Source organism: Streptomyces sp. NPDC101490 (assembly GCF_044767145.1).
In the GTDB taxonomy this organism is placed as follows: Bacteria; Actinomycetota; Actinomycetes; order Streptomycetales; family Streptomycetaceae; genus Streptomyces.
The window spans coordinates 41878-61195 of the sequence record NZ_JBIWNI010000021.1 but is presented as its reverse complement, the minus strand read 5'-3'; the positions used below and the strand labels follow the sequence as shown (position 1 = coordinate 61195).

Here is a 19318-nt window from a genome sequence, read left to right as displayed (position 1 = left end):
GGAGGCGGCGGCCGAGGAACGAGGTGGGGCGACGGTCCGGAGCCCCGGAAGGGACGGAGACCCGACGGACTCGGACAGAACAGAGCGCCCCATGACGTACCGGCGGGACGAGGGGCCGACGGATCTGCGGCTCGTACCGCTCGCGGGGGCGGCATGGGCGGCCGCCGCCTGGGCACTGGGCGCCACCGGGTGGTGGACGTTCGCCGGTGCCGGGTGCTGTCTGGTGGCGGCCTTGGTCCTGCTGGCTCCGGTCGTGGCGCGGTGGCGGTCCGGTGGCGGGGAGCACGACGAGGAGCTGCGTGGCGCCGGGCCGGTGGGACGGTCCGCCGAGGAGAGGGCGGGAGCCGACCGGGAGCGGAAGGGGACCGCGGGGTGGAGACTGCGGACGACCGCGTGCGCCGGGGCACTGCTGTGCGCCGCCGCAGGGGCGGCCTCGGCGGGACTCCACGCGGCGGACCTGCGGAGAGGCCCCGTCCCGGCACTGGCGGAGGACGCCACGCGCGTACACCTCAAGGTGACGGTGGCCTCCGACCCGAGGCTCACCAGGCCCCGGGTGCGGGGAAGCGGAACCGTCCCCGTGTCCGTCGTCCTGGACGGCGTGGTGACCGAGGCACGGAAGCCGGACGACGGGGCCGTACGGACCAGGGCTCCGGTCCTGGTGATCGTGCCGCCGGGGGAGGGCCGGCCGGAATGGCTGCGGCTCCTGCCCTCGACCCGGCTGAGGGTCACCGGACGGCTGGGTCCGGCACGGCCGGGCGAGCCGTACGCGGCGGTGCTCAAGACGGACGGAGCCGGGCCACCCAGGATCGTCGGGCCGCCGACCGCGCCGCAACAGCTGGCGGGGGAGCTGCGCGCCGGGCTGCGCCGGGCGACCGGGGGGCTCGCACCGGACGCGCGGGCCCTGCTGCCGGGCCTGGTGGTGGGGGACACCTCCCGCATCGGGCCGGAGCTGAGGGACGCCTTCGAGGCGACCGACCTCACTCACCTTCTGGCCGTATCCGGGAGCAACCTCTCCATCGTGCTGCTCCTGCTCGTCGGGCGGCCGGGACGGGCCCACCGGGTGGAACGCGGTGGACTCGCACCCCGGCTGGGACTCTCCCTGCGGGGCACCGCGCTGGCGGGCGGAGCGCTGACGCTCGCGTTCGTGGTCGTCTGCCGACCGGATCCGAGCGTGTTGCGGGCGGCGGCCTGCGGGCTCGTCGTCCTCCTCGCGATCGGGACCGGCAGACGGAGATCACTGGTTCCCGCACTGGCCGCGGCCGTGCTGCTCCTGGTGCTCTACGACCCCTGGCTCGCGCGGAGTTACGGCTTCCTGCTCTCGGTCCTGGCGACCGGGGCACTGCTCACCCTCGCGCCCCGGTGGGGCGAGGCGTTGCGGCGGCGCGGGGTACCCGGCGGACTCGCGGAGGCGCTCGCGGCCTCACTGGCGGCGCAGGCGGTCTGTGCTCCGGTCGTGGTGGTCTTCGCCGCCCGGGTGAGCCTGGTCGCGATCCCCGCGAACCTGCTGGCCGAACTCGCGGTGGCGCCCGCCACGGTGCTCGGTTTCGCCGCGCTCGCTGTGGCGCCGCTGTGGGCATCGGCGGCGGAGTGGCTGGCGTGGCTGGCGGGGTGGCCGGCCGGGTGGATCGCGCGGGTGGCCCGTACCGGCGCGGCGCTGCCGGGGGCGGAAATGGCCTGGCCCGGCGGATGGTGGGGTGGTCTCGCCCTGGCGGCGCTCACGGTTCTGCTGGTGCGGGGCGCGCGCGGGTTGCCGTACCGGGTGCCGATCGGATCGTTGCTGGCGGTGGTGCTGTTGCTCGTGGTGACGCGGCCGGTTCCGTTGACCCGGTGGGTCACCGGATGGCCGCCGCCGGGCTGGGTGTACGCGATGTGCTCGGTGGGACAGGGGGACGCGACGGTGCTCGCGGCGGGCGGGGACGCGGGCGTGGTGGTGGACGCGGGCCCGGACCCGGCGGCGGTGGACCGGTGCCTGAGCGAACTCGGGGTGCGGAGGGTGCCGTTGCTGCTGCTGACCCACTTCCACGCGGACCATGTGGCCGGGCTCCCCGGGGTGTTGCGGGGGAGGGAGGTCGGGGCCATCCAGACGACGGGACTCGAAGAGCCGCCCGCCCAGGCCGCGTTCGTCCGGCGGACGGCGGCGGCGGCACGCGTGCCACTGATCCGTGCCGGGCCGGGAGAGCGGCGACGGGTGGGTAGCCTGGAGTGGCGGGTGCTCTGGCCGATGACCGGGGCGGGCGTAGGAGGCGGGGAGTTCTTCGAGGGACCGAACGACGCCAGTGTCGCCCTGCTGGTCCGGGCGGCCGGTGGGCTGACCCTGCTGCTGCTCGGGGACTTGGAGCCACCGGCCCAGCGGGCACTGCTGAGAGCCCATCCGGAGCTCCCACCGGTCGATGTGCTCAAGGTCGCCCACCACGGTTCCGCCTACCAGGACCCCGGGCTGACACAGGCCGTGCGGCCGAGGCTCGCGCTGGTGTCGACGGGCCCGGACAACCCGTACGGCCACCCCTCGCCCCGGACGCTGGACCTGCTGCGGGACGGCGGAGCACGGGTGCTGCGGACCGACCGGGACGGGTCCGTCGCGGTGGTGGGGTCGGGCAACGCGCTCGTGGCGGTGCCGAGAGGTAGATGAGGGGTGGGGTGGGTGGGGGTGGGAGGGCGAGGGGGGGGAGGGGGGAAGCCCCCCCCCCGCCCGGGGCCCCCGGCGGCCCCCCCCCCCCCCCCCCCCCCCCCCCCCCCCCCCCCCCCCCCCCCCCCCCCCCCCCGCCGGGGGGGGGGGGGGGGGGGGGGGGGGGGGGGTGGGGGGGGGGGGGGGGGGGGGGGGGGGGGGGGGGGGGGGGGGGGGGGGGGGGGGGGCAAGCCCCCCCCCGTCACTGAGCCCCGTCCTCCCACCGCCCCCGTCCTTCCCCCGCCCCCGTCCTCCCACCGTCCCTGCCCTCCCCCGTCCCTGCCCTCGCTTTGCCTCCGCCCCGTCACTGAGCCGTCCCTGAGCCGCCCCCGGGCGCGTCCCTCTCCCCGTACATCTAAAGAAATGCTTGTAAAGAAATCTTTCTAAAGATATCTTTACATCATGCCGGAGAACAGTGACCCCCAGTCCGATGGTGAGCAGGTCGAGGGCGAGCAGCCCCGCAGTGTTCGGCTCACCGACCCGCGCGCCCTGCGGGCCTACGCCCACCCCCTGCGGATGACCCTGGTGGGGCTGCTGCGCACCAACGGGCCGTTCACGGCCACCCGGGCGGCCGAGCTGACGGGGGAGTCCGTCGCCAGTTGCTCGTACCACCTGCGGATACTCGCCAAGTACGGACTCGTGGAGCAGGCGCCCGGCGGCAAGGGGCGGGAGAAGCCCTGGCGGGCCACGGCGCGGTACACCGAGTGGCCGGAGTACAGCGAGGACCCGGCGGTCGCGGAGGCGGCCGACGTGCTCGGTTCGGCCATCGCCGAGCGTTACTTCGAGCGGGTCACCCGGGCCAGGGAGAACCGGCGGTGGTTGTCGAAGGAGTGGCGGCAGGCCGAGCAGTTCGGCGACACGATGCTCCACCTCACTCCCGAGGAGCTGACCGCCCTCGGAGCCCGGATGGACGAACTGATGCGGCCCTACGAGGCGCGCGCGTCCGACGCGTCCCTGCGGCCGGAGGGCTCCCGGCCCGTCAGCATCGTGCGCATCGCCTATCTGGACCAGGAAGTCCCCGGGAACGGAGCGGAGTGAACCGCATGGCCCTGAAGGACCGGGTGCCGCCGCTGCTGCGCGAACGCACCTTCCGGCGCTACTGGACCGGACAGACCGTGTCCCTCGCGGGGGACCAGATATCGCTCATGGCGATCCCGCTCGCCGCCGTCCTCGTCCTGGGCGCGGACGCCGCGGCGATGGGCTGGCTCAAGACCGTCGAGCTCCTGCCCGCCCTCCTGCTCAACCTGCCCTTCGGGGCCTGGGTCGACCGGCGGACCAGCCGTCGGCGGGTCATGGTGGCGACCGACATCGGGCGGGCGGCGCTGGTGCTGTCCCTGCCGGTGGCCTACGCGCTGGACGCGCTGACGCTGACCCAGCTGTACGTGGTGGCGTTCGGCGTCGGGGCGCTCACCGTGCTCTTCGAGGTCTGCAACACCACGCTCTTCGTGGCGCTCGTACCCCCCGAGCGGTACGTACAGGCGAACTCGCTGGTGAACGGCAGTCGTTCGACGGCCTGGCTGGCCGGGCCCGGGGTCGGCGGGCTCCTGGTGCAGTTCCTCACCGCCCCCTTCGCCCTGGTCGCGGACGCCGTCACGTATCTGGTGTCGGCCGGATACCTGGCGCGGATCAAGGCGGTCGAGCCGCCGCCCGCACCCGTCGCCAAGGGGCACTTCACCGAAGGGCTGCGGTGGGTGGTCCGGGAGCCTTCGATGCGGGCCCTGTTCGCCGCGTCGGGCACGGTCCAGTTCTTCAACTACATGTTCCACACGCTCTTCGTGCTCTACGTGACCGTCGAACTCGGCCTCGGGGCCGGGATGCTCGGTCTGGTGCTCGCCACCGGCGCCGTGGGCGGACTCCTCGGCGCGGTGTGCAGCGGGGCGGTCGTACGGCGGCTCGGCATCGGCGGGACGCTCGTCGCGGGCTTCCTCGGCTTCACGCTTCCGCTGCTCCTGGTGCCGCTGGCGGGCGGTCCGTTGCCGGTGCTGGTGAGCGTGCTGTTCCTGGCGGAGTTCCTCTCCTGCGTCGGGGTGATGGTCGTGGACGTCGCCGCGGGCTCGTTCCAGATGGCTCTGATACCCGACGCGGTGCGGGCCCGGGTCATGGGCGCCTTCCGGACGCTCAACCATGGTTTCCGGCCGCTCGGTGCGCTCGTCGGCGGACTGCTCGGGACCGCGATCGGGCTGCGTCCGACCCTGTGGATCGCCACCGTCGGCGCCGTCTTCGCCGTGCTGTGGCTGCTGCCCTCCCCGCTGCCCCGGATGAGGGAGCTGCCCACCAGGGAGGAGGAGGCGGTGCCCGCCCGGAAGGCGGCCTGAACCGTCCGTCAACGGCTCCGGGCCGCGGCCCCGTTGATCGACCGGTTGTCGAGGTACGGCCCCGGGGCGCCGGTGGCGGCGACCGAGACCATCGCCCGGCCGATGGCCTCGGTGGTGGTCACCTGGTCCGGTGCCAGCCGTCTGATCAGCGGGAAGAGGGGAGTGGTGACGGCGTACAGGGCTCGGTAGAGGAAGGTCCTGGACGTGATGCCGTGCAGAGGCTGGATGTATCCGGGGCGGAAGAGGTAGGTGGACAGGGGCAGGGCGAGGAGATCGTTCTCCGTCCTCCCCTTCACACGGGCCCATCTGCTCCTGCCCCGTTCGCTGGTGTCCGTGCCCTGCCCCGAGACGTACACGAAGGTGAGGCCGGGGCTCGCGTCGGCCAGGACGCGGGCCACGGTCAGGGTGAGGTCGTGGGTGATCCGCTGGTACGTCTCCGGGTTCAGCCCGGCGGAGGAGACCCCGAGGCAGTAGAAGCAGGCGTCGTACCCGGACAGCTCGTCCTCGATGCCGGGGCGGTTCATCAGCTCCGCGAGGTCGGGGTGGGTGAGCTCCCTGAGCTTGGGGTGCGCGAGCCCGGTCGGGGTGCGCCCGACCACCAGGACCCGGCTGATCTCCGGGGAGCGGAGGCATTCGCGCAGGACGCCCCGGCCGACCATGCCGGTCGCGCCGAAGAGGAGCACTCTCATTCGCTGGTCCTTCGCTGGGCGGGTGGGGCGGCACGTCGGCCACGACCGGCGGCCGGTGCGCCCGGGGCGGAGTACGAGGTGGCGTGTGGAGGGATGCCGGGACGGGTCATACGGGGTAGGTGACGCCGGTCAGTTCCTCGGAGACGGTCCAGAGCCGGCGCTGGACCGTCCGGTCGTGAGACCTGGCGCTGGACGTCACGGGCCGGGGGTGCCCGCGCATACCGGTGATGCCGTCCGGCCCGTAGTACTGGCCGCCGGTCGCCCGGGGATCGGTGGCGGCGCGCAGGGACGGCAGGGCCCCGTACTCCGGACCCTGGGCGAACAACGGCACGAGGACCTTGTCGAACAGGAGCCGTACGGGCGGGCTGAAGTCGCGGCTCAGGTCGGTGGCGGCTCCGCCGGGATGGGCCGCGAGCGAGACGGTGGCCCCCCGGTCGGCCAGACGGCGCTGCAGCTCGTAGGCGAACAGCAGGTTCGCCAGCTTGGACTGCCCGTAGGCGCGCGCCGGGCCGTAGCGGCGCTCGGAGTTCAGGTCGTCGAAGTCGATGGAGGCGCCCAGCCGGTGGGCGCCGCTGCTGACGGTGATCACCCGGGACCCGGGGACGGGCAGCAGGCGGTCGAGGAGCAGTCCGGTGAGCGCGAAGTGGCCGAGGTGGTTGGTGCCGAACTGCAGCTCGTGGCCGTCCGCCGTCGTCGATCGGGGAGTCCACATCACCCCGGCGTTGTTGATCAGCAGATCGATGCGCGGGAAGTCGTCGCGCAGCTGCCGGGCGGCGGCGCGGACCGATGCGAGGGAACTCAGGTCGAGGTTCTGGACGGTGACGGCGGCGCCCGGGGACAGCGCGGTGATCCGTTCGGCGGCCGTGCGGCCCTTGTCGGTGTTCCGTACGGCGAGGACGACGTGCGCGCCCTTCGCGGCCAGCGCCGCCGCCGTCTGGAAGCCGAGGCCGGTGTTGGCGCCGGTGACGACGGCGGTGCGTCCGGTCTGGTCGGGAATGTCTGCGGTGGTCCAGGGGTGCCTGCTCATGGATCCAATGTAGGCATCGACAACAATGATGTCAACGACAACATGCGGGGGTAGGATGCCGCCATGGCGTACCACCACGGAAATCTGCGGACCGAACTGCTGGCCCGAGCCGAGACCGTCCTCGCGGACAGCGGCGTCGATGCCCTCTCCCTGCGTTCGCTCGCCCGTGACCTCGGTGTCTCGCACGCGGCCCCCGCCCGGCACTTCCCGGACCGCCAGGCCCTGCTCGACGCCCTGGCCGTCGAGGGCTTCGGCCGCCTGGGCGACCGGCTGCGTGGTGCGGTGTCCGACGACGGCCGGGGCTTCGAGGAGCGGCTCACCGACACGGCCCTGGCCTACGTCCGCTTCGCGACCGCGCACCCGGCCCTGCTGGAGGTGATGTACGCGCGCAAGCACGACGAGCGGGCCCCCGAGGTGCGCGCCGCCTCCGACGCCTGTGCGGGCCTCCTGCTCGGCCTCTTCGCCGGGGGCGATGCGTCGCTCGGCGACCCGGAGCGCTTCGGAGTGGTCCTGCTCGCCGGGCTCCACGGCATCGCCGTCCTCGCCGGGAGCGGCGCCCTGCCCCCCGCCCACTCCGTCGAGGACCTCGCGGTCGACCTGGTCCGACGCCTCCTGCGCGGCTCGCGCGCGGACTGAGGCCACGGGCCCACGCGTCCCGGCGCCGGGGGCCCGCTCCTCGCTCCGGCCCCCGGCCCGCCCCCTTACGGCCCCGGCCGATCTCTCTCCGGGGGCCCCGGACGTCCCACGGGCCACATGACCCCCACGGGCCATGCGACCCCGACGGCCAACCCCTACGGGGCCTCCAGCCACCCCTCGTACTCGGCGGCGAGACCGTCCAGCGCGGCCGGGTCGAGCCTGCCCTCCGGGTCCTCGACGACCACCAGCCACTGGGCGTCCTCGGCGTCGTCCTCGCCCGCCAGGGCGTCCCGTACGAGCTGGGGTTCCTCGGCCAGGCCGAAACGGTCGGGGAGTTCGCCCGCGACCTCCTCGGCGGCGTCGCGGTCGGGCAGTACCAGTACGTGTCGTTCGCTCACCCGGCCATTCTCGGGCATCGCTGTCAGTGGCCCGTGGGATGCTGGAACGCGATGGCCACCAGAAAGACTTCTCCCGACGACCTCCTCGGCCCCGTGACGCTCGCCGTGGGGCAGGAGGACCTGCTCCTCGACCGTGTCGTGCAGGCGGTGGTGGCGGCCGCCCGCGCCGCCGACGCCGACACCGACGTCCGCGACCTCATGTCCGACCAGCTCCAGCCCGGGACGTTGGCCGAGCTGACCAGTCCCTCGCTCTTCGCCGAGCGCAAGGTCCTGGTCGTGCGGAACGCACAGGACCTCTCCGCCGACACGGTCAAGGACGTCAAGGCGTACTTCGGCGACCCGGTCGAGGACATCTCGCTGGTCCTGCTCCACGCGGGCGGGGCCAAGGGCAAGGGCCTGCTCGACGCCGCGCGGAAGGCGGGCGCGCGGGAGGTGGCCTGCCCGAAGACGACGAAGCCCGCGGAGCGGCTGACCTTCGTCCGGCAGGAGTTCCGGGCCCTCGGACGGTCGGCGACACCGGAGGCGTGCCAGACGCTCGTGGACGCGATCGGCAGCGACCTGCGGGAGCTCGCGGCCGCCGCCGCGCAGCTCACGGCCGATGTGGACGGCACGATCGACGAGGCGGTCGTCGGCCGCTACTACACCGGACGGGCCGAGGCCTCCTCCTTCAACGTCGCGGACCGCGCCGTCGAGGGGCGGGCGGCGGAGGCGCTGGAGGCCCTGCGCTGGTCCCTCTCGACCGGGGTCGCCCCGGTCCTCATCACCAGCGCGCTCGCCCAGGGCGTCCGGGCGATCGGCAAGCTGTCGTCGGCCCGGGGCGGACGGCCCGCTGACCTGGCCCGCGAGCTGGGAATGCCGCCGTGGAAGATCGACCGGGTGCGTCAGCAGATGCGGGGCTGGACCCCGGACGGGGTGTCCGTCGCGCTGCGGGCGGTCGCCGAGGCGGACGCCGGGGTGAAGGGTGGTGGGGACGACCCGGAGTACGCCCTGGAGAAGGCGGTGGTCGCGGTGGCCCGCGCGGCGAGGATGCGGCGCGGGGAGTAGCTGGCCCGCGCCCGCGCGCGGTCGGCTCTGAAACCTCGGCGGTCGGCCCGGAAACCTCTGGGGCGGCAGCCTCGGGCCTACGGGCATGACGGCACTCGCTGGAGCCCCCCGCCGAGCAGCGTGGGCGCTGAGCCGCGTAAGCCGGGCCGCTGGGCGCCGCGCGCGGCGAACCTCACGCGCCGGGCCCTACCCGTGCACCGAGCCCCGCGTGCCGAGCCGTACGCCTCCCGATGCCGGAGATCCCGTACCTCTGAGCCCTGCACGCCCCGGCCGAAGCCCTGTGCGAGGGGGCCCGGGTCCGTCTGCGCCCCTCGGCCCGTCCGGCGCGCTGCCCGGGACCCGTAGAACCTGCGGAAAGGCCCTGTCACCCCCCCATGCCGAAGGCCCCGCTCTCCCCCGGGGAAGGGGAGGAGCGGGGCCTCGGGTGAAGACGATGGGCTCGCACCCGCGTGGCGAACGCGTCCGCGTGCGAGTCCTGGGTGGCCGGGCGGGAGCGGGAGAGAGGGCCCGCTGGGTCCCGTACGGCCGATCACATCAGAGCTCAGCCCTGGAGAGCGGCAACCTTGGTGGCCAGCGCCGACTTCTTGTTGGCGGCGGCGTTCTTGTGGATGACGCCCTTCGAGACAGCCTTGTCGAGCTGACGCGCGGCGGCACGAGAGGCAACGGTGGCCTTCTCGAAGTCGCCGGCGGCGACGGCCTCGCGGGCCTTGCGGATCGCGGTCTTGAGCGAGGACTTGACGGCCTTGTTGCGCAGGCGCGCCTTCTCGTTCGTCTTGTTCCGCTTGATCTGGGACTTGATGTTCGCCACGAAAAGAGCCTTTACAGGTTCGGTGTTCCTTCTGGATGGGCCTCGCAGCTGAGAGGGCATACGAGACACAGCTGTCCACAGTATCAGCGCCCCCCTCGGCCGCCCAAACCGGGCGTCGGGCGGCGGGCATGGGACCATGGAACCTACGTATCGATCCGACATCGCCCCGAGACGAGACCCTGCGTGCCCGCGACTCCTACCCACGTGCCCGAGCCGAGCCGTACCGACCCGGCTCTGATCCGCAACTTCTGCATCATCGCGCACATCGACCACGGCAAGTCCACGCTCGCCGACCGGATGCTCCAGCTGACCGGTGTGGTCGACCAGCGGCAGATGCGTGCCCAGTACCTCGACCGCATGGACATCGAGCGGGAGCGCGGCATCACGATCAAGTCCCAGGCGGTCCGGCTGCCGTGGGCGCCGACCGACGGACAGGGTGAGGGCAGGACGCACATCCTGAACATGATCGACACCCCGGGGCACGTCGACTTCACGTACGAGGTCTCGCGTTCGCTCGCCGCCTGCGAGGGCACGGTCCTGCTGGTCGACGCGGCGCAGGGCATCGAGGCGCAGACGCTGGCCAACCTGTACCTGGCGATGGAGAACGACCTCACCATCGTCCCGGTCCTGAACAAGATCGACCTGCCCGCCGCCCAGCCGGAGAAGTTCGCCGAGGAGCTGGCGAACCTCATCGGCTGCCAGCCGGAGGACGTCCTCAAGGTCTCCGCGAAGACCGGCGTGGGCGTCGAGGCGCTGCTGGACCGGGTGGTCCGCGACATCCCCGCCCCGGTGGGCGTCGCGGACGCCCCCGCCCGCGCGATGATCTTCGACTCGGTCTACGACTCGTACCGCGGTGTCGTGACGTACGTACGAGTGGTCGACGGGCAGCTGAACAAGCGCGAGCGCATCAAGATGATGTCGACCGGCGCCAGTCACGAGCTGCTGGAGATCGGTGTCTCCTCGCCCGAGATGACCGCCTCCGACGGTCTCGGCGTCGGTGAGGTGGGCTACCTCATCACCGGTGTGAAGGACGTCCGCCAGTCCAAGGTCGGTGACACGATCACCTCCCTGCACAAGGGCGCCACCGACGCGCTGGGCGGCTACAAGGACCCGAAGCCGATGGTCTTCTCGGGGCTCTACCCGCTGGACGGCTCGGAGTACCCGGACCTCCGCGAGGCCCTCGACAAGCTCCAGCTCAACGACGCCGCCCTGGTCTACGAGCCGGAGACCTCCGCCGCGCTCGGCTTCGGCTTCCGCGTCGGCTTCCTCGGTCTGCTCCACCTGGACGTGATCCGCGAGCGACTGGAGCGCGAGTTCGGCCTCGACCTGATCGCCACCGCCCCCAACGTGGTCTACCGCGTGGTCATGGAGGACGGCAGCGAGCACACGGTCACCAACCCGAGCGAGTTCCCCGAGGGCAAGATCGACGACGTGTACGAGCCCGTCGTACGCGCCACGATCCTCGCCCCCAGCGAGTTCATCGGCGCCATCATGGAGCTGTGCCAGACCCGCCGGGGCACGCTCATCGGGATGGACTACCTCTCCGAGGACCGGGTCGAGATCCGCTACACCCTGCCCCTCGCGGAGATCGTCTTCGACTTCTTCGACCAGCTGAAGTCCAAGACGCGCGGTTACGCCTCCCTCGACTACGAGCCCACCGGCGAGCAGGCGTCCAGCCTGGTCAAGGTCGACATCCTGCTGCACGGCGACAAGGTCGACGCCTTCTCGGCCGTCACGCACAAGGACGCCGCCTACGCCTACGGCGTGCGGCTGGTCGCCAAGCTGCGCGAGCTCATCCCGCGCCAGGCGTTCGAGGTGCCGATCCAGGCGGCCATCGGCTCCCGGGTGATCGCCCGCGAGACCATCCGCGCCATCCGGAAGGACGTCCTCGCCAAGTGCTACGGCGGTGACATCTCCCGCAAGCGGAAGCTGCTGGAGAAGCAGAAGGAGGGCAAGAAGCGCATGAAGATGGTCGGCTCGGTGGAGGTGCCGCAGGAGGCGTTCATTGCCGTCCTGTCGAGCGACGAGTCCTCCGGCAAGAAGAAGTAGCCGGACCGCCAGAAGTAGCTGCATGATGCAATGAACGGGTCCACGTGCCGGGTGCGCGTGGGCCCGTTCGTTATCAAGCGACGCCCTGCAAGGCCTTACGCGCCGGTCCCCGGGCCTTTAGTCTGATCCCGGCTCGAAGGTTACTCGCCAGTTTTTTACGAACCGCCAGAAGGCACCGCCGCCGCCCGGAGGACGTCGTGAGCGACACACAGACCCAGATCGAGAACCGACCGCCCTCCGTGGCGACCCTCTTCCTTGAGCGCGTCGAGCGGACTCCGGACGCGGAGGCCTACCGCTACCCGGTGCCCGCCGCCTCCGGAACCGGCCCGGACGACTGGAAGTCGCTCAGCTGGGGCCAGGCCGCCGACCGGGTCTTCGCCATCGCCGCCGGCCTCGTCGACCTCGGCGTACGGCCCGAGGAGCGGGTCGCCCTCGCCTCCTCCACCCGCGTCGAATGGATCCTCGCCGACCTCGGAGTGATGTGCGCGGGCGCCGCGACCACCACGGTCTACCCGCAGACCAACGCCGAGGAGTCGGCGTTCATCCTCTCCGACTCCGAGTCCCGGGTGCTGATCGCCGAGGACGCGGCCCAGCTCGCCAAGGCCGTGGAGCGCCGCGCCGAACTGCCGCACCTGCGCCATGTGGTCGTCATCGACGCCACCGGCGTGGAGGGCGACGGCGAATGGGTCCTCAGCCTCGCCGATCTGGAGGCGCGCGGCCGGGCCCACCTGGAGAAGCACCCCGAGGCCGTCAAGGAGCGGGTCGGGGCGATCACCGCCACCCAGCTCGCCACCCTCATCTACACCTCCGGCACCACGGGCCGTCCCAAGGGCGTCCGCCTCCCGCACGACAACTGGTCGTACATGGCCAAGGCCATCGCCGCCACCGGCCTCGTCACCCAGGCCGACGTCCAGTACCTGTGGCTGCCGCTGGCGCACGTCTTCGGCAAGGTCCTCACCTCCGGCCAGATCGAGGTCGGGCACGTGACCGCCGTCGACGGCCGCGTCGACAAGATCATCGAGAACCTTCCGGTCGTCCGGCCGACCTACATGGCCGCCGTCCCCCGCATCTTCGAGAAGGTCTACAACGGCGTCGCCGCCAAGGCCCGCGCCGGAGGCGGCGCCAAGTACAAGATCTTCCAGTGGGCCGCCGGGATCGCCCGCGCGTACGCCAAGTCCTCCCAGGACAGCTTCCGCCGCACCGGCACCGCCGCCGCGCCCTTCGGCCTCACCGCCCAGCACAAGATCGCCGACGCCCTCGTCTACGCCAAGATCCGCGCGGCCTTCGGCGGCAACCTGCGCGCCTGCATCTCCGGCTCCGCCGCCCTCGCCCCCGACATCGGCTACTTCTTCGCCGGTGCGGGCATCCACATCCTGGAGGGGTACGGCCTGACGGAGTCCTCCGCGGCCTCCTTCGTGAACCCGGGCGAGGCCTACCGCACCGGCACCGTCGGCAAGCCGCTCCCCGGCACCGAGGTCCGCGTCGCCGACGACGGCGAGATCCTGCTGCGCGGCCCCGGCATCATGGAGGGCTACCACGGGCTGCCCGAGAAGACGGCCGAGGTCCTGGAGTCCGACGGCTGGTTCCACACCGGCGACATCGGCGAGCTGTCCGCCGACGGCTATCTGCGGATCACCGACCGCAAGAAGGACCTGATCAAGACGTCCGGCGGCAAGTACATCGCGCCGGCCGAGGTCGAGGGCCAGTTCAAGGCCGTCTGCCCGTTCGTCTCCAACATCCTGGTGCACGGCGCCGACCGGAACTTCTGCACCGCGCTGATCTCCCTCGACGAGCCCACCCTCCTCGGCTGGGCCGCCGAGCACGACCTCGCGGGCCGCACGTACGCCGAGATCGTCGCCGCGCCGCAGACGGTGAGGATGGTCCAGGGCTACGTCGACCGCCTCAACGAGGGCCTCCAGCGCTGGCAGACGATCAAGAAGTTCCGGCTGCTGCCGCGCGACCTCGACATCGAGCACGGCGAGCTCACCCCCTCCCTGAAGCTGAAGCGGCCGGTGGTGGAGCGCGAGTACAGGACGCTCATCGAGGAGATGTACGAGGGCTCCCGGGAGTCCTGACCGGACGGGCCCGGGGACGGGCCCCGTCCGGCCGGGGAACGCGCCGGACGGTCGCCCCGGGCGGCTCCTGGGTTTCCCGGGGGGCTCGCAGGTCTTCTCTTGCGGGTCCTGGGTCCTGGGTCCTGGGTCCTGGGTCCTGGGGCGATGCCCCGGGCCCCCGGCCGTGGTCGGCCGCACCCAGGGGTGACCGGGTTGTCCACAGGCGCCCGCCCGTCCACAGGGGCGGGCGCCGACTCCGGGCGGTACGGGACAATGGGGCCATGCCTTCCGTACTGCCCGATGGTGAGACCGTTCCCGACGACGGGTCGCTGCCCCCGCACGCCCTCGAAGGGGCCGGGGAACGGCCGCTCGGTTTCTATCTGCACGTGCCCTACTGCGCGACCCGCTGCGGCTACTGCGACTTCAACACCTACACGGCGAGCGAGCTGCGCGGCACCGGAGGCGTGCTCGCCTCCCGCGACAACTACGCCGAGCAGGTCGTCGAGGAGATCCGGCTCGCCCGGAAGGTGCTCGGCGACGACCCCCGTCCGGTGCGGACCGTGTTCGTCGGCGGCGGCACGCCCACCCTGCTCGCCGCCGGGGACCTCGTCCGGATGCTGGCGGCGGTCAGGGAGGAGTTCGGGCTCGCCGACGACGCCGAGGTCACCACCGAGGCCAACCCGGAGTCCGTCGGCCCCGACTACCTCGCGGAACTGCGGGCGGGCGGCTTCAACCGCATCTCCTTCGGGATGCAGAGCGCCCGGCAGCACGTCCTGAAGATCCTCGACCGCACCCACACACCGGGCCGGCCCGAGGCCTGTGTCGCCGAGGCGCGCGCCGCCGGGTTCGACCACGTCAACCTGGACCTGATCTACGGCACGCCCGGCGAGTCCGACGACGACTGGCGGGCCTCCCTGGAGGCGGCCATCGGCGCGGGCCCCGACCACGTCAGCGCCTACGCCCTGATCGTCGAGGAGGGCACACAGCTCGCCCGGCGCATCCGGCGCGGCGAGGTCCCCATGACCGACGACGACGTCCACGCCGACCGGTACCTGATCGCCGAGGACGTCCTCTCCCGGGCCGGGTTCGAGTGGTACGAGGTCTCCAACTGGGCCACCTCGGAGGCCGGGCGCTGCCTCCACAACGAGCTGTACTGGCGGGGCGCCGACTGGTGGGGCGCGGGACCGGGCGCGCACAGCCACGTGGGCGGGGTCCGCTGGTGGAACGTGAAGCACCCGGGCACGTACGCGGCGGCCCTCGCCGCCGGGAAGTCGCCGGGGGCGGGCCGGGAGCTGCTCCCCGCCGAGGACCGGCGGGTGGAGCGGGTCCTGCTCGAACTGCGGCTCAGGGAGGGCTGCCCCCTGGAGCTGCTGAGGCCCGCCGGACTCGCCGCCTCCCGGAAGGCCCTGGCGGACGGGCTCCTCGACCCCGGCCCCTACGCGGACGGGCGGGCCGTCCTGACCCTGCGGGGACGGCTGCTCGCCGACGCGGTGGTCCGGGACCTGGTGGACTGACCGACGGCGACGCCCGGCGGCCGTACGCCCGCCGTCGCGGGGGAGGGGGAGCCGCTCGGCCGTGCGGACGAACCGGGCGGACCGTGCGGACGGAGCGCCTCCACCGCATGGGGTCAGGGGCCGGGCGCCGGGGGTCACGGCGGGCCGACCGGAGTCCCCGGATCTCAGGGCACGGTCACGTGGTCGATCAGTCGTTCCACCGAGCCCAGCAGCTCCGGTTCCAGGTCCTTGTAGCTCGTCACCCGCGACAGGATGTGCTGCCAGGCCGCTCCCGTGTTCTCCGGCCAGCCCAGGGCCCGGCAGACGCCCGTCTTCCAGTCCTGGCCGCGTGGGACCGTCGGCCAGGCCGGGATGCCGAGGGAGGACGGCTTCACCGCCTCCCAGACGTCGATGTACGGGTGGCCCACGACCAGGACGTCCGGAGAGGTCACCCGGGCCGCGATCCTCGACTCCTTCGAGCCCGGGACCAGGTGGTCGACCAGGACGCCCAGCCGGGCGTCCGGGGCCGGGCCGAACTCCGCCACGATCGCCGGCAGGTCGTCGACGCCCTCCAGGTACTCCACGACCACGCCCTCGATCCGCAGGTCGTCGCCCCAGACCCGCTCCACCAGCTCGGCGTCGTGACGGCCCTCCACGTAGATCCGGCCCGCCCGCGCCACCCGGGCCCGCGCCCCCGGCACGGCGACCGAGCCGGAGGCCGTCCGCGCGGGGCGTGCCGGGGCCGCGGAGACCGGGCGGACCAGGGTCACCACCCGGCCCTCCAGCAGGAAGCCGCGCGGGTCGAGCGGGAACACCCGGTGCTTGCCGAAGCGGTCCTCCAGGGTCACCGTGCCCGCCTCGCAGCGGATCACCGCCCCGCAGAAGCCGGTGGTGACCTCCTCGACGACGAGGTCCGGGTCGGCCGGGACCTCGGGGACGGGGGCCGACCTCTTCCAAGGGGGCGTCAGATCCGGGTTGTAGCTGCGCATTCGGGCGACGTTAGGCCACGGAGAACCGCCGTGCCAGTTCTTCGCGCTGGCGTCGCACGAACGGGGCGTCCACCACCGCCCCGTGCCCCGGCACGTACACCGCGTCCTCGCCGCCGAGGGCGAGCAGCCGGTCCAGCGCGTCCGGCCAGCGCGCCGGGACCGCGTCCGGACCCGCCTGCGGCTCGCCCGACTCCTCGACCAGGTCGCCGCAGAACACCACCTCCCGCTCGCCGGGCACCAGGAGCGCCAGATCGTGGCCGGTGTGCCCGGGGCCCACGTTGGCCAGCAGGACCCGGCGGCCGCCCAGGTCGAGCGTCCACTCGCCGCAGACCACGTGCCGGGGGGCCACCAGGACGTCCGCCGCCTCCGCCGCGGCCACCGGGTCGAGTCCGTGCCGCACCGCGTCCGCGAGCAGGGCCTCCCGCTCCCGGGGGCGGCGGAGCAGTTCGTCGGTGCCGACCGCTCCGAAGACCTCGGCGCCCGCGAACACCGCCGTGCCGAACGCATGATCGAAATGGGGGTGGCCCAGTGCGATGTGCGTCACTCCCCGGCCGCCGGTGAGGGCCGCGACCTGCGCCCTCAGCTCGGCCCCCTCGGCGAGCGAGGACCCCGTGTCGTACAGGAGCACCGCCCGTTCTCCCAGCACGAGACCGGTCGTGGCGTCCCAGCCGGGGAGCCGTCTGCGGCCCACCCCGTCCGCGAGACGCTCCCATCCGTACGCTTCCCATTCGACGTCCATGCGGCGACGCTAACCGGTGGGGGCGCCGCCTCCTTGCCAGGAGCGACGCCCGCCGCCGTACACTGGCCGGGGATCTCTGGCACTCGGACCGGTCGAGTGCCAAAAGCGGAGCAACCGGAACGACGACGGCAGCTGGAGGTGTGCACGATGCTCAGCGAACGCAGGCTCGAGGTGCTGCGGGCCATCGTCCAGGACTACGTCGGGACGGAGGAGCCCGTCGGGTCCAAGGCGCTCACGGAGCGCCACAGGCTGGGCGTCTCGCCCGCCACCGTCCGCAACGACATGGCCGTCCTGGAGGACGAGGGCTACATCGCGCAGCCCCACACCAGCGCGGGCCGCATCCCCACGGACAAGGGCTACCGGCTCTTCGTCGACCGGCTCGCCGGGGTGAAGCCGCTGTCGACGCCCGAGCGCCGGGCCATCCACAACTTCCTCGACGGCGCGGTCGACCTGGACGACGTCGTCAGCCGCACGGTCCGGCTGCTCGCCCAGCTGACCCGTCAGGTCGCCGTGGTCCAGTACCCCTCACTGACCCGTTCGACCGTGCGGCACGTGGAGCTGCTCTCGCTGGCCGCCGCCCGTCTGATGCTGGTGCTCATCACCGACACCGGCAGGGTCGAGCAGCGGGTCGTCGACTGCCCCGCGCCCTTCGGGGAGACCGCGCTCGCCGATCTGCGGGCCCGGCTCAACAGCCGGGTCGTCGGCCGCCGGTTCGCCGACGTGCCGCAGCTGGTGCAGGACCTCCCCGAGTCGTTCGAGGAGGCCGAGGACCGGGCGACGGTCTCGACCGTGCTCGCGACCCTCCTCGAAACCCTGGTCGAGGAGCACGAGGAGCGGCTGATGATCGGCGGAACCGCCAATCTCACCCGCTTCGGACACGACTTTCCTGTGATGATCAGGCCGGTGCTCGAAGCCCTTGAGGAGCAGGTCGTGCTCCTCAAGCTGCTCGGCGAGGCCAAGGAATCGGGCATGACCGTACGTATCGGGCATGAGAACGCCCACGAGGGACTGAGTTCCACGTCCGTCGTCTCGGTCGGCTACGGTTCGGGCGGCGAGGCAGTCGCCAAACTCGGCGTGGTCGGACCGACCCGCATGGACTACCCCGGAACGATGGGAGCGGTACGCGCAGTGGCACGTTACGTCGGACAGATCCTGGCGGAGTCGTAGTGGCCACGGACTACTACGCCGTGCTCGGCGTGCGCCGCGACGCGTCCCAGGACGAGATCAAGAAGGCTTTCCGGAGGCTCGCCCGCGAGCTGCACCCGGACGTCAATCCCGATCCGAAGACGCAGGAACGATTCAAGGAGATCAACGCCGCCTACGAGGTCCTCTCGGACCCGCAGAAGAAGCAGGTCTACGACCTGGGCGGCGACCCGCTGTCGGCCTCCGGCGGAGGCGGCGCGGGCGGCTTCGGTGCCGGTGGCTTCGGCAACTTCTCCGACATCATGGACGCCTTCTTCGGCACCGCCTCGCAGCGCGGCCCGCGCTCGCGGACCCGGCGCGGCCAGGACGCCATGATCCGCCTGGAGATCGACCTCAGCGAGGCGGCCTTCGGCACCACCAAGGACCTCCAGGTCGACACGGCGGTCGTCTGCACGACCTGCTCCGGAGAGGGCGCCGCACCGGGCACCTCCGCGCAGACCTGCGACATGTGCCGCGGCCGTGGCGAGGTCTCCCAGGTCACCCGGTCCTTCCTGGGCCAGGTCATGACCTCCCGCCCCTGCCCGCAGTGCCAGGGCTTCGGCACCGTCGTCCCGACCCCGTGCCCCGAGTGCGCGGGCGACGGCCGGGTCCGCTCCCGCCGCACCCTCACCGTGAAGATCCCGGCCGGTGTCGACAACGGCACCCGGATCCAGCTGGCGGGCGAGGGCGAGGTCGGCCCCGGCGGCGGCCCCGCCGGAGACCTGTACGTCGAGATCCACGAGACCCCGCACGAGACCTTCCAGCGGCGCGGCGACGACCTGCACTGCACGGTCACCATCCCGATGACGGCGGGCGCGCTGGGCACGAAGGTGCCGCTGCAGACCCTCGACGGCATCGAGGAGATCGACATCCGGCCCGGTACGCAGTCCGGTCAGTCGGTCCCGCTGCACGGGCGCGGCATCACCCATCTGCGCGGCAACGGACGCGGTGACCTCATCGTGCACGTCGAGGTGCAGACCCCCGGCAAGCTGGACGCCGAGCAGGAGCGGCTGCTGCGCGAGCTGGCCAAGCTGCGCGGCGAGGAGCGGCCGACCGGCCAGTTCCAGCCGGGGCAGCAGGGGCTGTTCTCCCGCCTGAAGGACGCGTTCAACGGCCGGTAGGAATACCGGCCCGGACGGGGGGGGGGGGGGGGGGGGGGGGGGGGGGGGGGGGCGCCCCCCCCCCCCCCCCCCCACGGCAGCTCCTACTTCTGGGAATCCGATGAACCCG

Annotated in this window: 16 protein-coding genes; 10 read left to right on the top strand and 6 right to left on the bottom strand. The window is 72.8% G+C overall.

Annotated elements, in window-relative coordinates:
* Positions 1-91: 91 nt before the first annotated feature.
* From ACIRQY_RS28680 to ACIRQY_RS28670, 3 genes are all read left to right on the top strand, one after another.
* Entirely contained in the window at positions 92-2629 is a 2538-nt protein-coding gene (locus tag ACIRQY_RS28680; RefSeq protein ID WP_403930628.1) for a ComEC/Rec2 family competence protein, read from the top strand.
* Between the two features lie 438 nt (positions 2630-3067).
* Positions 3068-3703: a winged helix-turn-helix domain-containing protein gene (locus tag ACIRQY_RS28675; protein ID WP_403930626.1), complete on the top strand. Its 636-nt coding sequence runs from the start codon at positions 3068-3070 to the stop codon at positions 3701-3703.
* A gap of 5 nt (positions 3704-3708) precedes the next feature.
* Positions 3709-4980, top strand: coding sequence for an MFS transporter (locus tag ACIRQY_RS28670; RefSeq protein WP_403930624.1), 1272 nt, complete (start codon positions 3709-3711; stop codon positions 4978-4980).
* A gap of 8 nt (positions 4981-4988) precedes the next feature.
* On the opposite strand, the gene ACIRQY_RS28665 is transcribed toward ACIRQY_RS28670, so the two are convergent.
* Together ACIRQY_RS28665 and ACIRQY_RS28660 are read right to left on the bottom strand one after the other, a co-directional pair.
* Positions 4989-5669: an NAD-dependent epimerase/dehydratase family protein gene (locus tag ACIRQY_RS28665; protein ID WP_403930622.1), complete on the bottom strand. Its 681-nt coding sequence runs from the start codon at positions 5667-5669 to the stop codon at positions 4989-4991.
* A gap of 106 nt (positions 5670-5775) precedes the next feature.
* A complete protein-coding gene (locus ACIRQY_RS28660) occupies positions 5776-6696 on the bottom strand; it encodes an SDR family NAD(P)-dependent oxidoreductase (RefSeq protein ID WP_403930620.1) in 921 nt (306 codons plus the stop codon).
* 63 nt (positions 6697-6759) lie between these two features.
* Between ACIRQY_RS28660 and ACIRQY_RS28655 the strand changes: the two genes are divergently transcribed.
* Positions 6760-7332, top strand: coding sequence for a TetR/AcrR family transcriptional regulator (locus tag ACIRQY_RS28655; protein ID WP_403930618.1), 573 nt, complete (start codon positions 6760-6762; stop codon positions 7330-7332).
* A gap of 155 nt (positions 7333-7487) precedes the next feature.
* Here ACIRQY_RS28655 and ACIRQY_RS28650 read toward each other — a convergent pair whose 3' ends face one another.
* The gene (locus ACIRQY_RS28650; RefSeq protein WP_384860157.1) at positions 7488-7748 is read right to left on the bottom strand and encodes a hypothetical protein; all 261 of its coding nucleotides are present in this window, start codon (positions 7746-7748) and stop codon (positions 7488-7490) included.
* A 33-nt stretch (positions 7749-7781) separates the two neighbouring features.
* On the opposite strand from ACIRQY_RS28650, the gene holA reads away from it, so the two are divergent.
* Positions 7782-8774, top strand: a complete 993-nt coding sequence (gene holA, locus ACIRQY_RS28645) for a DNA polymerase III subunit delta (protein WP_403930617.1) — start codon at positions 7782-7784, stop codon at positions 8772-8774.
* 541 nt (positions 8775-9315) lie between these two features.
* Here the strand turns inward: holA and rpsT are convergent.
* Positions 9316-9582: a 30S ribosomal protein S20 gene (gene rpsT, locus ACIRQY_RS28640; protein WP_351792905.1), complete on the bottom strand. Its 267-nt coding sequence runs from the start codon at positions 9580-9582 to the stop codon at positions 9316-9318.
* A 183-nt stretch (positions 9583-9765) separates the two neighbouring features.
* Between rpsT and lepA the strand changes: the two genes are divergently transcribed.
* The 3 genes from lepA to hemW all read left to right on the top strand — a co-directional run bounded on the left by lepA (position 9766) and on the right by hemW (position 15199).
* Positions 9766-11631: a translation elongation factor 4 gene (gene lepA, locus ACIRQY_RS28635; RefSeq protein WP_403930615.1), complete on the top strand. Its 1866-nt coding sequence runs from the start codon at positions 9766-9768 to the stop codon at positions 11629-11631.
* A gap of 197 nt (positions 11632-11828) precedes the next feature.
* The gene (locus tag ACIRQY_RS28630) at positions 11829-13706 is read left to right on the top strand and encodes an AMP-dependent synthetase/ligase (protein WP_403930613.1); all 1878 of its coding nucleotides are present in this window, start codon (positions 11829-11831) and stop codon (positions 13704-13706) included.
* Positions 13707-13966: 260 nt separating this feature from the next.
* Positions 13967-15199, top strand: a complete 1233-nt coding sequence (hemW, locus tag ACIRQY_RS28625; protein ID WP_403930611.1) for a radical SAM family heme chaperone HemW — start codon at positions 13967-13969, stop codon at positions 15197-15199.
* 164 nt (positions 15200-15363) lie between these two features.
* On the opposite strand, the gene ACIRQY_RS28620 is transcribed toward hemW, so the two are convergent.
* Positions 15364-16167, bottom strand: coding sequence for a DUF3097 domain-containing protein (locus ACIRQY_RS28620; protein WP_403930609.1), 804 nt, complete (start codon positions 16165-16167; stop codon positions 15364-15366).
* A gap of 10 nt (positions 16168-16177) precedes the next feature.
* On the bottom strand, positions 16178-16906 hold the full coding sequence (locus ACIRQY_RS28615) for an MBL fold metallo-hydrolase (RefSeq protein ID WP_403930607.1): 729 nt from the start codon (positions 16904-16906) through the stop codon (positions 16178-16180).
* 147 nt (positions 16907-17053) lie between these two features.
* Between ACIRQY_RS28615 and hrcA the strand changes: the two genes are divergently transcribed.
* On the top strand, positions 17054-18073 hold the full coding sequence (gene hrcA, locus ACIRQY_RS28610; RefSeq protein WP_351792922.1) for a heat-inducible transcriptional repressor HrcA: 1020 nt from the start codon (positions 17054-17056) through the stop codon (positions 18071-18073).
* Positions 18073-19209 carry a molecular chaperone DnaJ gene (gene dnaJ / locus ACIRQY_RS28605; protein ID WP_351792925.1) on the top strand — a complete coding sequence of 379 codons (1137 nt, stop codon included), beginning with the start codon at positions 18073-18075 and terminating at the stop codon, positions 19207-19209. Before hrcA ends, dnaJ begins: the two co-directional genes overlap by 1 nt.
* Positions 19210-19318: the final 109 nt, after the last annotated feature.

Coding starts and splice junctions, on each gene's coding strand:
- ACIRQY_RS28680 (WP_403930628.1), top strand. CDS start 92: ATGACGTACCGGCGGGACGAGGGGCCGACGGATCTGCGGCTCGTACCG.
- ACIRQY_RS28675 (WP_403930626.1), top strand. CDS start 3,068: ATGCCGGAGAACAGTGACCCCCAGTCCGATGGTGAGCAGGTCGAGGGC.
- ACIRQY_RS28670 (WP_403930624.1), top strand. CDS start 3,709: ATGGCCCTGAAGGACCGGGTGCCGCCGCTGCTGCGCGAACGCACCTTC.
- ACIRQY_RS28665 (WP_403930622.1), bottom strand. CDS start 5,669: ATGAGAGTGCTCCTCTTCGGCGCGACCGGCATGGTCGGCCGGGGCGTC.
- ACIRQY_RS28660 (WP_403930620.1), bottom strand. CDS start 6,696: ATGAGCAGGCACCCCTGGACCACCGCAGACATTCCCGACCAGACCGGA.
- ACIRQY_RS28655 (WP_403930618.1), top strand. CDS start 6,760: ATGGCGTACCACCACGGAAATCTGCGGACCGAACTGCTGGCCCGAGCC.
- ACIRQY_RS28650 (WP_384860157.1), bottom strand. CDS start 7,748: ATGCCCGAGAATGGCCGGGTGAGCGAACGACACGTACTGGTACTGCCC.
- holA (WP_403930617.1), top strand. CDS start 7,782: ATGGCCACCAGAAAGACTTCTCCCGACGACCTCCTCGGCCCCGTGACG.
- hemW (WP_403930611.1), top strand. CDS start 13,967: ATGCCTTCCGTACTGCCCGATGGTGAGACCGTTCCCGACGACGGGTCG.
- ACIRQY_RS28620 (WP_403930609.1), bottom strand. CDS start 16,167: ATGCGCAGCTACAACCCGGATCTGACGCCCCCTTGGAAGAGGTCGGCC.
- ACIRQY_RS28615 (WP_403930607.1), bottom strand. CDS start 16,906: ATGGACGTCGAATGGGAAGCGTACGGATGGGAGCGTCTCGCGGACGGG.
- hrcA (WP_351792922.1), top strand. CDS start 17,054: ATGCTCAGCGAACGCAGGCTCGAGGTGCTGCGGGCCATCGTCCAGGAC.